Genomic DNA, 14,208 nt, shown 5'->3' with positions numbered 1-14,208 from the left:
CCGCACTCCGGCAGCGCGCAGCGGTTCGATCGCCGTGATGCCGCGCGGCGTGGCGGCCGGTTGGCCGCGGCCCTGCAGGTACAGGTTGGTGATCGGGTTGGCCACCACGCCCATCCCGGCGCCGGCGATCCGCGGCACCAGGACATCGAGTTCATCCCGTGTCATCGTGCCGAGCCTGGTGCAGTGGCTCGCGGTTCGGTTCCGCTCAGGCGGCCACAGTCCCGCCCGATCCGCGTACGCGCCGACAGTGTGGTGGTCGCCATAGAGGAACTCATCGGTGTGCAGGTCGGTGCCCACACCTCGCGCTTCGGCGACTCCCAGCAGCCGCTCGAGTTCGGCGTACGGATCGGGCGCGCTGTGGGGGGACCCACCGACCAGGTCGGCACCGGCATCCAATGCGGCGTGCAGCAGATCGGCCGACGAGTAGGTCTTGATCAGCGCGACGATCTCGATGTCGATGAGTTCGCGCAGTTCCCGCCGTACCGCGGCGACGGCCCGGATTCCCCGCAGCGGGTCGTCCCCTGCGAGTATGTCGACGTGGGTTCGCACCGCCGTCGTGCCGTTGCGGACCAGCGCGAGGGCTGCGGCGTGCGCCCGGCACCGGAAAGATTCCTCGTCGAACTGGGCTGACCCTCGCTTCCACGCGGCGATCGCGTCATGCAGGTCGCCCAGTGGCGGCTGCAGCGTGTCCCACGACATCGCCTTGTCCAGATGCGCATGCGGTTCGGCGGGCGCTGTGATGAGCAGATACCCACTCAGGTCAACGACGTCGTCGGCCGTGGGTGGGCTCCCGATCGCTCCGGCTGGGTCGACGGCGGTCACCACCGCGTGGTCGCCATTGCGCCCGATCTTGACGTCGACCACCGAACCGTCGGCCAGCGTCGCTCCGATCAGCGTGGACACCGGCCGCGCCGCCGACGATGTATGCCTCACCGACCTAGATCCGTCGGGTCCGCACATAGAGCCCGGCAACGTGGGCACACGCTGCCGAGCGGGCGCCCTCGGCGTCGCCGGCTTCGATCGCCGCCACGATGCGCTCGTGCTCCCCGACGGCAAGACGGCGATTGAGCTCGGTGGACCACATGTCGGACCGGTACAGGTGGGACTGACCGTCCAGCCGGGCCAGCGCATCACTGAGCGGACGATTCCGGGCGCTGTCCCGGATCAGGGTGTGGAACTGCAGGTCCAGCTTGGCGTCACGATGCCGGTCGGCGGGCTCGTCGAGAAGTTCCTGCTGGACGTGCACCATCTTGCGCAACTGCTCGACGGTCGCGCGGGTGGCTATCAGCGTGGCGTTGTGCGCCGCGAGTCCGTCGAGCACTTCGCGGACCTCGAAGACCGCCTTCACTGCGTCGTCGTCGAGGTGGGTCACCCGCGCACCGGCGTTTCGGGTGTGAGTCGCCAACCCCTCGTAGATGAGCTGCTGGACCGCTTCCCGCACCGGGGTACGGCTGACGTTGAGCCGGGCGGCCAGGGCGGGCACGCTCAGTGGGCTGCCGGGCGCGAGTTCGCCGTTGAAGATCAGCTCCTGCAGGGAGTTGTGCACAGACTCGGTGAGAAGAGCACCGTCGGACACGGTCATGATGGCCTCCCCTACTCGGCGGCAGCGGCCACCCGCGCCGCCTCTCGCAACGTGGCCTCTGGTGCCACACCGGCACGCAGACCCGCAACCTTCATCGCGATGTTCTCGGCAACGGTAATCGGTTCGTATCCGACTTCTCCGTCGGCGAGGGTGCCCGGCAGCGCCTCCAGCACCGCGTCGTAGTTCCCGTCGAAGAAGAAGGCCGCCGAACGACGCCGACGAATCCGGCCGTTCACCACCGGAGGATCAACCCGGTGCACCGTCGACATCCATCGATCATTGGTCCACCGCGCCATCGCGTCCCCGAGGTTGATGAGCAACGCGCCGTCCGCAGGGGCCACGTCATGCCAGCTGCCGTCGCGGTCGAGCACCTGCAGGCCCGGCACCTGGTCGGCCCACAGGATCGTCAGAATGCCGAAGTCGGTGTGGGCCCCCATCCCCTGGAACTCACCGGTGATCTCGGTGTCCCCTTCCGGCAGCGCGAAGTTGTTCATCTTCAACACCTCGATGGAGTGATCGGTCATCGGATCGAAGTAGTGGCGCGGCAGGGCGAGGGCGTCGGTGACCGCGGTCATCAGCGTGCGGGCCAACTGCTGGGCCTCGGCGAAGTAACGCTCGATCCGCGGCCGGAAGCCCGCGGCGGCGTCCGGCCAGTTGTTCGGCGCGTAGCTTGCTTCCGGGAGATCCAGCCCGGCGAAGGACGCCCGCTCGGTGCCGACTGTGAAGGCCTCGTAGTAGTCGTGGAGTCGGTTGGCACCGATGCCCAGGCTCATGCTCAGCGATTCGCTCTTCGGCGGCGAGTAGCCGCGGTTGGCAGCGGGATCACGGCGGTACTGCTTCTTCACGGCGAGGGGCAGTGCGAAGAATTCGTCCAGCGCGTCCCCGAGGCCGGTGAGGGCCGCGGTATCGATCCCGTGCCCGACGATCTGGACGAACCCGACCTCCCGACAGGCCCGGTCCAGCGCGGCGGCCACCCGTGCGCAGTCAGGATCGGTGGCGGAGTCACCGCCGGCCACATAGCGGCTCACGTCCAGCACGGGCACGTCGAATGAATTCCCGGACATCGAGTTACTTCCTCTCATGGTTCAGAGTTGGCGGCCGGATTCGTGCCAGCGACCGACAGCAAGCCGGGTCACCACACCCATGATCGCGAAGACCACCACACCGAAGATCGACGCGAGCACGATCGCGGCGATCAGGTCGTCGGACTGCAATCTTCCTCGGTAGACGTCGAGCAACGTGCCGATTCCCGGTTGGCCCTTCGCGAAGAACATGTCGCCGATGATGGCGCCCACGACAACCAGACCGGCGGCGGTACGGACGCCGGTCAGGATCGCCGGCAGCGCCGCGCGCAGTTCGAGTTTGACCAGTCGGTCCCAGCGCGACGCCCCGGAGATGGTGAACAGTTCGTGCATGCCACGGTCCACCGACCGGATTCCGAAGTGGGTGTTGGTGATGATGGGGAACACCGCGATGAGCACACACACGAGCGTGCGGGCGGCCATCCCGTAGCCGAGCCACAGCCCGATGAGGGGGACGATCGCGAGGATCGGAATGACCTGGATGACAACCGCATACGGGTAGATGATCTTCTCCAGCCAGCGAGCCTGGCACATCACCACACCCGTGCCGATACCCACGACAACGGCGACCACGAACCCGACGAGGGTGACCTGGGCGGTGACCGAGAGCGCTGTCAGCATCGGCTGCAGGTGTGTCCAGTCCAGCAACGAGTTGCGCAGGACATCGGCCGGTGGCGGCAGCATGAACCGTCGATGCGGTTCGAGCACAAGGTAGCTGACGATCGACCACACCACCAGACCGGCGGCCAGCGACAGCATCGGATAGAAGATTGCGCTACCGATGCGTTTGGCTCGCAACGACTCTCGGGCTTCCGACGCCGCGTCATCGTCGGCGGCGCGACTGAACAGTCTCGCCGGGGCCTGCAGGGCGGTGCCGAGCACGGTCATGACGTTCTCCCGTGCAGCAGCGCCGACACCTCGGCCACGTAATCGGTGAACCGCGGCTCGAACCGCAGCATCTCCGGGCGTGGGTAGTCGAAGTCGATGTCGATGATCCCGGCGATCCGGCCCGGACGCGGAGTCATCACGACGACCCGGTTGGCCAGGTAGACGGCTTCCGATACCGAGTGCGTGACGAACATCGAGGTGAACCGCCGCTCCGTGTACAGGCGCTGCAATTCGACCTGCATGTCCAGACGGGTCATCTCGTCGAGCGCACCGAACGGTTCGTCGAGGAGCAGTACGTCAGGGGACATGGTCAGTGCGCGGGCGATCGACACCCGCATCTTCATCCCGCCCGACAGTGCGTTCGGCAGTTGTTCGGCGAACTGCCCCAGCCCGACGGCCGAAATCGATTCGCCGGCAATTCTCTTCGTGTGAGCCCGGTCAGCGCCGCTGAGTTCGGCGCACAGTTCGACGTTGGCTCGCACAGTCCGCCACGGAAGCAGGGTGGGCTCCTGGAAGATGAAGCCTACCGACGCGGTGTCGAGGCGGACGGTACCCGCACTCGGCTTCTCCAGACCCGCTGCCATCCGCAGCAGTGTCGACTTGCCGCAGCCGGAAGGGCCGACGACGGCGATGAAGTCGCCGGGTGCGACCTGGAGGTCGGTGCGCTGCACGGCAACGGTTCCGGTCTCGAAACGCTTTGATACGTCGGCGAACTCGATCTGTGGTGGTCGGCCGCGGCCGCGCGGGCCGGCGTCACGGATGGTCTGGGACGGTTCCACTGTGGACTCCCCGGTAGATCGATCGGCGGTATTACATGCAGTAGCACTTCAATAGTGTGACCACCAGAGTTGATTACATGTATTACGTAGGTGTTTCCGTGCGTGAACCGCAGGTAATAACTTTGCCTCCGATCGCGCATTTCCCCAGCAGCGGGGCGCTCTCGGGAAAGTGCGCGACCGAGTTAACACAGCCGCAATCCGCATCGTGATTGCATGTAATCACCGGTCGATGACCCGCACCCAGACCCTTCAAGATTACCGAGGAGCCCCATGTACCGTTCAGTCCTGTGGAAGGCGGCAGCCGTCACCACCGTCGCAGCCGTGTTGAGCGCGTGCGCATACGGTGGCGAGGAGCCCACCGAGCAGGCTTCACTCGAACCCGCCACCGCCGCTCAGCAGCTCGCCGACGTCTGCCCGGCGAACGTCGGCATTCAGCTGCAATGGCAGCCGCAGTCGGACATGGGTGCGGTGTTCGGGATGCTCGGTTCCGGCTACCAGGTGAACACCGAGGAGAAGTCGGTGACCGGCCCGCTGGTCGCAGGCGGCAAGGACACCGGTGTCGACCTGACGCTCAAGGCCGGCGGACCGGCGATCGGATTCCAGTCGGTCCCGTCGCAGCTGTACGTCGATGACTCGCTGACCATGAGGATCGTGCACGGCGACCAGCTGATCGCCGCGGCCGCCGACCAGCCGGTGATCGGCGTGACTCCCCTGCTCAAATACAGCCCAGCCATCCTGATGTGGGATCCGCAGTCCCACCCGCAGTGGTCGACGGTCGCCGACATCGGCAAGACGGACGCCACCGTCGTCGTGTCCCAGGATCAGATCTTCCCGCAGTGGATGGTGCAGAAGGGCCTGCTCAAGGAGTCACAGATCGACACCGGCTACGACGGCGCACCGTCGCGATTCGTCGGAGATCCCACGTTGGCGCAGCAGGGTTTCGCCAACTCCGAGCCCTACACCTACGAACACGACACTCCGGCCTGGAACAAGCCGGTGGCCTACGGCCTGATCAAGGACGTGGGCTACGACATCTACGCGTCGAACATGTCGGTTCGCGCCGACAAGCTCGCCGAACTCTCGCCGTGCCTGGAGAAGCTGGTGCCCATCATCCAGCAGTCGGGTGTCGACTACGCCGCGGCGCCGGAAGCGGTCAACGACGTCATCGTCGATGTGGTGTCCCAGGACAACACCTACTCGCCGTACTCGCAGGGTGAGGCGGCGTTCAGCGCCGCACTGCTGGTCGACAGAGGACTGCTGGCCGCCGAGGACGACGGGTCATTCGGCGTCTACGACGAAGCCCGCACCGCCCGCAATGTCGAGGACCTCCGTGGTGTCCTCGCCGCCACCGGCAACATGGTGCCCGCAGACATGACCGGGGCGGACCTGTTCACCAACCAGTTCAGCGATCCATCGATCGCCGCCAACTGAATACCCTGAGGACAACACCAGCATGACTGACATGACCGAACTGCAGCGCGAGCGGGCCATGGGCGCCCTTGGTACCGAAAGCGACCGGGAGGTGCGGCGCATCTCGTTGGCCGACATCGACTCCCGCCGGTCGCAGGTGGCCGACGAGATATGGCGTGCGGCAACTGATATCGGCTTCTTCCAGGTGGTCGACCACGGCATCGACCTCGGCGACGTGCGGGCCGCGTTCGAGATGGCCGAAGCGTTCTTCGCACTGCCGGAGGACGTGAAAGCGCGACGGCCCAAGCGGTTCAACTCCGGCTGGGAACAGCTGACCCAGGTGCGCCCCTCGGTCGGAGTCCCGGATCAGAAGGAGTCCTACCAGGTCACGTTGTCGAACATGGACGGGCTATGGCCGTCGGAGGACGAGCTCGCGGGCTTCCGCGCAACCGTTCTGGACTTCGAGAGCAAGTGCTGGGCGCTGGCCATGGAGTTGCTGTCGCTGTTCGCGGACAAGCTGGGCTTCGAGCGTGACTTCTTCACGCGTGCACACGACCCCGCGTCGTCGACCTACCAGAGCACACTGCGGTTGCTGCACTACTTCCCGCTGCCCACCGAGGCAGACTTGACCGGGGTGTGGCGCGCAGGCGCCCACACCGACTTCGACTGCCTCACCCTGCTGTTCCAACGCGACGGGCAAGGTGGACTGCAGGTCTGTCCGGGCAAGGAGCGCGACGCCCAGCAATGGACCTCGGTGCATCCCTCCGAAGACGCGATCACCTGCAATATCGGGGACATGCTCATGCGCTGGAGTGACGATCTGCTGCCCTCGAACTTCCACCGCGTCAGAAGCCCGGGAACGTCCGACCATCGCGGCGCCCGCTACAGCATCGCCTTCTTCGCACAGGCCAACAGTGAGGTGACCATCGCCGGGCCGACGCGCAAGTATCCGCCGATCAGCGCAAAGAACTATCTGCAGCAGAGGATCAACGCGAACTTCACCCGGTAGCCATGACTGTTCGCCGCACCGCTGACCTGGCAGCGCAGGCCATGCGGCACGCTGGACCCCACGATGTCCCATCTCGAAGCTGCTCCCCTGCTCGACGACCCGGGCGACCTGTCGGCGCTGCGCGCCCAGAAGGCCGACCCCGACGAGCTGTTCGCATCGTTCGCCGGGTGGGCCGAAGCGAACGGCACTGTGTTGTATCCGGCGCAGGAGGAGGCGCTGATCGAACTGGTCAGCGGGGCGAACGTGATACTCGCGACGCCGACCGGTTCGGGCAAGTCGCTGGTAGCCACCGGCGGGTTGTACGCGACGCTGGCGGCGGCGGGCACGAGCTACTACACGGCCCCGATCAAGGCGCTCGTCAGCGAGAAGTTCTTCGCTCTCTGCGAAGTCTTCGGTGCGGTCAATGTCGGCATGCTCACCGGCGACGCCTCGGTCAATGCCGACGCACCGATCATCGCCTGCACTGCGGAGGTGCTCGCCAACATCGCGTTGCGCGAAGGCGCCGATGCCGACATCGACTTCGTGGTGATGGACGAGTTCCACTTCTACGGCGACCCGGATCGCGGCTGGGCCTGGCAGGTGCCGCTGCTGGAACTGCCGAGGGCTCAGTTCCTGCTGATGTCGGCCACGCTCGGTGATGTCACGTTTCTCCGTGAGGACCTCACCCGTCGCACCGGACGGCCGACGGCCCTGGTCGCCAACGCCGAGCGTCCCGTCCCCCTGTTCCACAGTTATGCGACGACGCCGATGCACGAGACGATCCAGGAACTCCTCGACACCAGGCAGGCGCCGATCTACGTCGTGCACTTCACCCAGGCTTCAGCATTGGAGCGGGCGCAGGCGCTGATGAGCATCAACGTCAGCACCAAGGACGAGAAGGCCGCGATCGCCGAACTCATCGGCGCATTCCGGTTCTCCACAGCCTTCGGTTCCACGCTGTCACGGCTCGTCAGGCACGGGATCGGCGTGCACCACGCCGGCATGCTGCCCAAGTATCGGCGGCTGGTCGAACAGCTGGCGCAGGCGGGCCTGCTCAAGGTGATCTGCGGCACCGACACCCTCGGCGTCGGCATCAACGTACCGATCCGGACGGTCGTCTTCTCGGCGCTGTCGAAGTACGACGGCATCCGCACCCGCCTGCTGCAAGCGCGCGAGTTCCACCAGATCGCCGGGCGCGCCGGCCGTGCCGGCTACGACACCGCGGGCACCGTCGTGGTCGAGGCACCTGATCACGAAGTCGAGAACCTCAAACAGTTCGCCAAGGTCGCCGATGATCCGAAGAAGCGTCGAAAGCTGGTGCGTCGCAAAGTTCCCGAGGGCATGGTGCCGTGGAGCGAATCGACCATGACCCGGCTTGTCGACGCCACACCGGAGCCGCTGACGAGCAACATGCGGGTGTCGACGGCGATGATTCTCGACGTCGTCGATCGTCCGGGTGACCCCTTTGTCGCGATGCGGCGACTGCTCCTGGAGAACCACGAGCCCCGCAAGCGCCAACTCCAGCACGTCCGCGAGGCGGTCGGCATCGCCCGCTCCCTGCTGCAGGCCGGCGTTGTGGAAAGACTGGAAGAACCCGACGCCGACGGAGGCCGCTACCGGCTCACCGTCGACCTACCACCCGACTTCGCCCTCAACCAGCCGCTGTCGACCTTCGCGCTCGCCGCGGTCGGCGTACTCGATCCCGCGGCGGAAACGTATGCGCTGGACATCGTCTCGGTGATCGAGGCGACGCTGGAGGATCCGCGTCAGATCCTGGCGGCGCAGCTCAACAAGGCCAGGGGCGAGGCCGTCGCCGCGATGAAGGCCGAGGGAATCGAGTACGACGAACGCATCGAGCTCCTCGACGACGTCACCTACCCCAAGCCGCTCGACGAACTACTCCACCACACCTACGAGCTGTACCTGCAGAGCAACCCCTGGGCGGCCGACGCGCGGTTGTCACCGAAGTCCGTGGTGCGAGAGATGTGGGAGCGGGCCTTCACCTTCCGGGAGTACGTCAGCGTCTACGGCCTGACCCGCTCGGAGGGCGCGGTGCTGCGCTACCTGTCCGATGCGTTCAAGGCGCTGCGGTCCGGTGTGCCGGCGGCCGCGCGCACAGAGGAGCTCACCGACATCGTGGAGTGGCTCGGTGAGCTTGTGCGCCAGGTCGATTCGAGCCTGCTCGACGAATGGGAACAGCTGACCAGCCCAGATCAGCCGCTGGATGCGCCGGTGACGGTACCTGCCCGCCCGCGACCGTTGACGGGAAACGAGCGGGCCTTCACCGCGATGGTGCGCAACGCGCTGTTCCGTCGTGTCGAGTTGTTCGCGCGACGCCGCTGGCACGACCTCGGCCAGTTGGACGCCGACGCCGGCTGGACTGCCGAGCGCTGGGAGGACGTGGTGCGGGACTACTTCGAGGAGCACGACGACGTGGGCACCGGCGCCGACGCCCGTGGCCCGGCGCTGTTGATCATCGATCGGCAGCCTGCTGTGTGGCGGATCCGGCAGATCCTGGATGACCCTGCAGGCGATCATGACTGGGGCTTCGACGTCGAAGTGGACCTGGAGGCCTCCGACGAGGAAGGGACGGCGGTGATCCGCGTCGTCGACGCCGGCCGGATGGGCTAGGAGCGACTGCGGTCAGCCGACGAACGCGGTCAGGGCGTCGGCGAACTTCTCGGGCTGGTCCTCTGGGATCAACGTCAGCGAATCGTCCACCAGCACAAGGGTGGAGTCCGTGAAGGTAGCCGCGAGCCGTTCGGCGTGTTCTAGCGGGAACATCAGGTCCTCACGCGCCCAGAGAACCAAGACGGGTCTGGTGAACGCCGGCAGTCGATCCGCCCACTCCAGCAGCACCCGGCGCGGGGGTGCCCCGGTGCAGAACTTGACCATGTCGCGCCGAATATCCCTGTTCTCGGTCGCAGGACGGAACCACTGGTCGTACACCTCGTCGGGTACCCCCCGCTTGCTCAACACGCCGTAGGCCTTGCGATTGTGCCGAAAGAAGCTGGTGCCCATCATCTTCGTGAACAACCAGCCGCCGCCGGGTATCCGGCACAGCATCACCGCGGGACGCGCCGGCTTGGGCGGGAAGTTGTCGAATGCTTCGCACGACGCGAGCACCAGGCGCCCGACACGGTCCGCGCGACCGTCTGAGATGACGAACTGCCCACCACCCCAATCGTTGAGCACCAGGGTCACATCGTCGAGGTCGAGCGCGTCGAGGAAGTCCGCCAGGATCCGGGCGACGCCGAGTTGGGTGAGGTCGGCATCCGGTTTCATCGCCACGGTGTGCGCTCCGAGGGGCAGCGTCGGGGTGATGCAGCGGTACCCGGAGAGCAACGGCAGTACCTTGCGCCATTGCAGCCCGTCCATCAGCAGACCGTGGCAGAAGACCAGCACCGGTCCGGTGCCGCCGGTGTCCCCGTACGAGACCGGCCCGCTGCTCAGTTCCACAGTCGGCATGCCCACTCCTAGATAGATCGTTCTACTTAGGGGTGAGAATATACGTGCCTCCCGACGGGCCGCAAGACGCCGGCCGCCTGATATTTCGGGTTCAGCCGGCCTTGCCGACGAGCCCATCGACGTCGACGAGATCGATTCCTGCGTAGAGGATGGTGATGAGGCCCTGGCGCTCGAACTCTTTCAGGATCTTGTTCAGCGAGGGCCGCTGGACGCCGAGCATCGCCGCGAGGGTGCGCTGGGCAAGCGGAACAGAACCGTCCAACGATTCGTCGAGCAGCAGTTGGGCGACCTGGGATGAGAGCGGCCGGCCGAGCATGCCGACGAGGCGCTGTTGGCCGGCCGAAACCCGCTGCGCGACAGATGACAACCAGCGGCGAGAAATGTTCGGACGAGTGGCGAGCAGGTGTTCGAAGGCAGGTCGGTCCAGGTACAGGCAGGTGCATTCGGTGAGGGCGCGCGCGGTGTAGGCCATGGGCATCGCCAGCAGCAGGGGGATGTCCCCGTCGACATCGCCGGTGCGCAGCACATCGACGATCACCCGTCGCCGTCCCGAACCCACCGCGAGCTCGATGCGCCCCTGCCGAACGATCCACACCCCCGCCGGCTGCTCTCCTTCCGCGAAGAGCACGTCCCCGGGGGTGAACTGTCGTGCCGCCAGGGTCCCGGCCAGCGCGCTGACGTCGTCACGCTGTAGCGGCGCGGCCGGACCACGGCCGACGCACCGGGCCACCCATGCCGCATGGCGCACCTGCATGTCCTGGGGGCTTTCGCCTCCGGCCATGGCGCGCATGGCCTGTCGGATCGGGCCGCGACGATTGGCCATGGACTCCCCTTCGGTCGTGTTGTCGATCCTGTCAGCACGCTGACATTCGTGATCGATCTCTGTCAGCGTGCTGACACTGATCACGGTCCAGCGCCCGCTCGAGGTTCTCCTCAGAGTGCAACCACGGACCGCTCTTCAGAAGGAGTTCACAATGACCAGAGCATCGGGCGTCACCAATGCAGACGAAGGCGTGGAAAGCAGGGGCATCGCCGCGGGCGCGGCGTGGGGCGCGGCCGCCGGTATCGCCGCATCGCTGGTGATGGCGATGTTCGCGATGCTCGCGGCATTGACATATCAGCACACCGGCTTCTTCGCGCCGCTCTATCACATCGCATCAGCGCTGGCCCCGGGCGACACCATGATGCAGTCCATGCAGTCCGCGATGGCCGGCAACGCGTTCACGTTCGTGTTCGGGCCGGCTGCGTTGGGCGCAATGATCCACACGGTCGTGGGTGCGGCCTACGGCGCGGTCTTCGGGGTCGCGGCGCGCCTCCTGCGCTGGCGCGGGCCCGTGCTGATCGCTGCGGCGACGGCGTGGGGGTTCGTGGTGTTCGTGATCAGCGCCTGGGTCGGCCTGCCGCTGGCGGCGTCGCTCCTGGGCGGCGGCGATCCCATCAGCAACATGGCCACGATGGTCGGCTACCCGACGTTCATCGGTGAACACCTGCTCTACGGTGCCGTGCTGGGTCTGCTTCTCGCTGCTGCGCGCCGCCGCGGCGTGCTTCACTGACATCATGGCAACCATCGAGGTCGGCGCACGGATCCCGCCCCACCAACTGCACGCCATCGATGGCACCACGACCTCGGTGCCCGACGCCGACCGTTTGGTGCACCTGCAGTTCCGTCGATTCGCGGGATGCCCGATCTGCCACCTGCATCTGCGGTCCATCGTTGCCCACCACGACCAGATCACGGCGGCCGGCATCGTCGAAGTGGTGGTGTTCCACTCCTCGCCCGACACGCTGATCGCCTACCAGTCCGATCTGCCCTTCGCGGTGATCGCCGATCCCCAGCGCAAGCTCTATCGGGAGTTCGGGGTGGAATCCTCGGTGGCTTCGGTGGCCCATCCCCGCGCGTGGCTGGCCGGCGCGCGTGGTGCCATGAGCCAACGGTCCCTCGCGGCGGGCCTGGGTCGCGGCGAGGACCACTTCGGGAGACCCGCCGACTTCCTGATCGCCCCCGATAGTCGCGTGCTGGCACAGAAATACGGCGCCCATGCCGATGACCAGTGGTCGGTCGCCGAAATCGTCCGTCTCGGAGCTGAATTCAGCTAGAGATGACCCCTCGGGGATCAGTCCCCTGCGGCCACCAGCGATCGCAGCTGCAAGGACGGGTTGTCCCGCTGAACGTTCTCGAGGCGCCACTTCGTCGAGAAGACCGCGAGGACCACACCGTCGGTGCGGGTGAACACCTCGACTGACGCCTGCTTCTGGAGCACCTCGACGTCGTCGGGGTCGGCGGCGCGGGCCACCGTGTACGGCAGCGGCTCGAGTTCGATCGGCGCACCGTATTCGGCCGCCATGCGATGGCTGGCCACCTCGAACTGCATCGGACCGACGGCGGCGAAGACCGGCGCCTGATCACCACGCCGGTCCGAGCGCAGCACCTGGATCACGCCTTCCTGGTCCAGCTGCTCGATCCCCTTGCGGAACTGCTTGTGTTTGCTCGGATCGGTGCCCCTGGCCACGGCGAAATGCTCCGGGGAGAAGCTCGGAATCGGCGGGTACTGCACGGCGATGTCCCGGTACAGGGTGTCGCCCGGGCGCAGCGCGGCGGCGTTGGCCAGGCCGATGACATCACCCGGCCACGCGGTGTCCAGCGTCGACCGCTGCTGGCCGAACACCGACTGCGCGTACTTGGTGACGAAGGGCTTGCCTGTGGAGCCGTGGGTCAGCACATCGCCGCGTTCGAACGTGCCCGAGCAGACCCGGGCGTACGCGATCCGGTCGCGGTGGGCGGAGTCCATGCCCGCCTGAACCTTGAACACGAAAGCGCTGAAGGGGGCGGTCGCGTCCCGCCGGTTGCCGTCGATGTCGAGTTGACCGCTCGGCGACGGGGCGAGCTGGGCGAGGACATCGAGGAGTTGGTTGACACCGAAGTTGAGGATGGCCGAGGTGAACAGGACCGGTGTCGATGTACAGCGCAGGAACGAGTCCCGGTCGAAATCGGCGCCGTCGGCGGACAGCAGCTCGGACTCCTCGATCGCGTTGTCCCAGTCGCTTCCCGCGACCTCATGGGCGCGGGAGGCATCGATGTGTTCCTCGGGAGCGGCGGTGGCGCCGCCAGCCGTACGGGTGTACTTGATGTACTTGCCGGTTCGCCGGTCCAGGACGCCCTTGAAGTCACCGGCGATGCCGACCGGCCAGGTCAACGGCGTGGTCTGCAGCTGGATGCGCTCGTGGATCTCGTCCATCAACTCCAGCGCGTCGCGACCCGGCCGGTCCCACTTGTTGACCACCGTGATGATCGGGATGCCGCGATGTCGGCAGACCTGGAAGAGCTTGAGCGTCTGCGGTTCCAGCCCCTTCGCGGCGTCGATGAGCATCACCGCGCAGTCGACGGCGGTCAGGACGCGGTAGGTGTCTTCGGAGAAGTCTGCGTGCCCGGGGGTGTCGAGCAGGTTGATGACGCAGGTCTGCCCGGTCTGGGTCTTGTAGGGGAACTGGAGAGCTGTCGAGGTGATGGAGATGCCGCGGGCCTTCTCCATCTCCATCCAGTCGGAGACCGTGGCGCGGCGGCCGGCCTTGCCGTGGATGGCGCCCGCCTCGGTGATGGCGTTCGCATGAAGCACCAGCGCCTCGGTCAAGGTGGACTTGCCGGCGTCCGGATGGCTGATCACAGCGAATGTTCGGCGCCGTCGCGCTTCGGCGGAGATGCGGTCTGCCTGAGGCCCGTCAGCCTTGTGCACACCTGTGGCGGTTTCGGTCATTGCGGGGTCGATTTTATTGGCTACGACGCCGAAACGATAATCGCGTCGCGTTCAGCTGCAGGTCACTCGCAGGGCGTCGCCGGCAAACGGTTCCGTGGCGGTGCGTTTTGTTTGATCATTGGGCGGTAACACTGCACCGCACGCATCGGGGCCCAATCAGCCCTTCGCGGTCGTCACCGAGACGCCCGAAGTCGGCACCGATGCAGGTGCGACCGATGGAAGGAACACCATGGCACTCGACGACAACGACATCACCACC

The 14,208-nt window shown here is 66.4% G+C and carries 13 protein-coding genes; 5 read left to right on the top strand and 8 right to left on the bottom strand.

The window, feature by feature from the left end; genetic code table 11:
- The 5 genes from WA965_RS20245 to WA965_RS20225 form a co-directional block, all read right to left on the bottom strand.
- Positions 1-933, bottom strand: a 933-nt coding sequence (locus tag WA965_RS20245; protein ID WP_526448010.1) for an amidohydrolase family protein, incomplete at its 3' end; no start/stop codon positions are given.
- A gap of 4 nt (positions 934-937) precedes the next feature.
- Positions 938-1,582, bottom strand: coding sequence for a GntR family transcriptional regulator (locus WA965_RS20240; RefSeq protein WP_526302318.1), 645 nt, complete (start codon positions 1,580-1,582; stop codon positions 938-940).
- Between the two features lie 11 nt (positions 1,583-1,593).
- Positions 1,594-2,646 carry an isopenicillin N synthase family dioxygenase gene (locus WA965_RS20235; RefSeq protein ID WP_526448009.1) on the bottom strand — a complete coding sequence of 351 codons (1,053 nt, stop codon included), beginning with the start codon at positions 2,644-2,646 and terminating at the stop codon, positions 1,594-1,596.
- Between the two features lie 21 nt (positions 2,647-2,667).
- Complete coding sequence (locus WA965_RS20230) at positions 2,668-3,423, bottom strand: ABC transporter permease (protein ID WP_526302382.1); 756 nt, start codon at positions 3,421-3,423, stop codon at positions 2,668-2,670.
- Between the two features lie 125 nt (positions 3,424-3,548).
- Complete coding sequence (locus WA965_RS20225) at positions 3,549-4,331, bottom strand: ABC transporter ATP-binding protein (protein WP_526302314.1); 783 nt, start codon at positions 4,329-4,331, stop codon at positions 3,549-3,551.
- A 270-nt stretch (positions 4,332-4,601) separates the two neighbouring features.
- Between WA965_RS20225 and WA965_RS20220 the strand changes: the two genes are divergently transcribed.
- The 3 genes from WA965_RS20220 (at position 4,602) to WA965_RS20210 (ending at position 9,360) form a co-directional block, all read left to right on the top strand.
- Positions 4,602-5,762 carry a nitrate ABC transporter substrate-binding protein gene (locus WA965_RS20220; RefSeq protein ID WP_526302312.1) on the top strand — a complete coding sequence of 387 codons (1,161 nt, stop codon included), beginning with the start codon at positions 4,602-4,604 and terminating at the stop codon, positions 5,760-5,762.
- Positions 5,763-5,784: 22 nt separating this feature from the next.
- Complete coding sequence (locus WA965_RS20215; RefSeq protein ID WP_526302310.1) at positions 5,785-6,750, top strand: isopenicillin N synthase family dioxygenase; 966 nt, start codon at positions 5,785-5,787, stop codon at positions 6,748-6,750.
- Between the two features lie 63 nt (positions 6,751-6,813).
- Positions 6,814-9,360 carry a DEAD/DEAH box helicase gene (locus WA965_RS20210; RefSeq protein ID WP_526302308.1) on the top strand — a complete coding sequence of 849 codons (2,547 nt, stop codon included), beginning with the start codon at positions 6,814-6,816 and terminating at the stop codon, positions 9,358-9,360.
- A 12-nt stretch (positions 9,361-9,372) separates the two neighbouring features.
- On the opposite strand, the gene WA965_RS20205 is transcribed toward WA965_RS20210, so the two are convergent.
- Together WA965_RS20205 and WA965_RS20200 are read right to left on the bottom strand one after the other, a co-directional pair.
- Complete coding sequence (locus tag WA965_RS20205; RefSeq protein ID WP_526302306.1) at positions 9,373-10,197, bottom strand: alpha/beta fold hydrolase; 825 nt, start codon at positions 10,195-10,197, stop codon at positions 9,373-9,375.
- Between the two features lie 91 nt (positions 10,198-10,288).
- The gene (locus WA965_RS20200) at positions 10,289-11,020 is read right to left on the bottom strand and encodes a Crp/Fnr family transcriptional regulator (protein ID WP_526302380.1); all 732 of its coding nucleotides are present in this window, start codon (positions 11,018-11,020) and stop codon (positions 10,289-10,291) included.
- A 151-nt stretch (positions 11,021-11,171) separates the two neighbouring features.
- Here WA965_RS20200 and WA965_RS20195 point away from each other — a divergent pair, with 151 nt between their 5' ends.
- Together WA965_RS20195 and WA965_RS20190 are read left to right on the top strand one after the other, a co-directional pair.
- Positions 11,172-11,750 (top strand): hypothetical protein, encoded by a 579-nt coding sequence (locus WA965_RS20195; RefSeq protein ID WP_526302304.1) that lies wholly within the window; start codon positions 11,172-11,174, stop codon positions 11,748-11,750.
- Between the two features lie 4 nt (positions 11,751-11,754).
- Positions 11,755-12,294, top strand: coding sequence for a peroxiredoxin-like family protein (locus WA965_RS20190; RefSeq protein WP_526302302.1), 540 nt, complete (start codon positions 11,755-11,757; stop codon positions 12,292-12,294).
- A 17-nt stretch (positions 12,295-12,311) separates the two neighbouring features.
- On the opposite strand, the gene WA965_RS20185 is transcribed toward WA965_RS20190, so the two are convergent.
- The gene (locus WA965_RS20185) at positions 12,312-13,949 is read right to left on the bottom strand and encodes a peptide chain release factor 3 (protein ID WP_526302300.1); all 1,638 of its coding nucleotides are present in this window, start codon (positions 13,947-13,949) and stop codon (positions 12,312-12,314) included.
- Between the last annotated feature and the right edge of the window lie 259 nt (positions 13,950-14,208).

The sequence above is a fragment of the Mycobacterium sp. genome (assembly GCF_049683935.1).
GTDB lineage: Bacteria > Actinomycetota > Actinomycetes > Mycobacteriales > Mycobacteriaceae > Mycobacterium.
This window is presented reverse-complemented; position numbering and strand designations above follow the sequence as displayed.

Coding starts and splice junctions, on each gene's coding strand:
- WA965_RS20240 (WP_526302318.1), bottom strand. CDS start 1,582: ATGACCGTGTCCGACGGTGCTCTTCTCACCGAGTCTGTGCACAACTCC.
- WA965_RS20235 (WP_526448009.1), bottom strand. CDS start 2,646: ATGTCCGGGAATTCATTCGACGTGCCCGTGCTGGACGTGAGCCGCTAT.
- WA965_RS20230 (WP_526302382.1), bottom strand. CDS start 3,423: ATGCTGTCGCTGGCCGCCGGTCTGGTGGTGTGGTCGATCGTCAGCTAC.
- WA965_RS20220 (WP_526302312.1), top strand. CDS start 4,602: ATGTACCGTTCAGTCCTGTGGAAGGCGGCAGCCGTCACCACCGTCGCA.
- WA965_RS20215 (WP_526302310.1), top strand. CDS start 5,785: ATGACTGACATGACCGAACTGCAGCGCGAGCGGGCCATGGGCGCCCTT.
- WA965_RS20210 (WP_526302308.1), top strand. CDS start 6,814: ATGTCCCATCTCGAAGCTGCTCCCCTGCTCGACGACCCGGGCGACCTG.
- WA965_RS20205 (WP_526302306.1), bottom strand. CDS start 10,197: ATGCCGACTGTGGAACTGAGCAGCGGGCCGGTCTCGTACGGGGACACC.
- WA965_RS20200 (WP_526302380.1), bottom strand. CDS start 11,020: ATGGCCAATCGTCGCGGCCCGATCCGACAGGCCATGCGCGCCATGGCC.
- WA965_RS20195 (WP_526302304.1), top strand. CDS start 11,172: ATGACCAGAGCATCGGGCGTCACCAATGCAGACGAAGGCGTGGAAAGC.
- WA965_RS20190 (WP_526302302.1), top strand. CDS start 11,755: ATGGCAACCATCGAGGTCGGCGCACGGATCCCGCCCCACCAACTGCAC.
- WA965_RS20185 (WP_526302300.1), bottom strand. CDS start 13,949: ATGACCGAAACCGCCACAGGTGTGCACAAGGCTGACGGGCCTCAGGCA.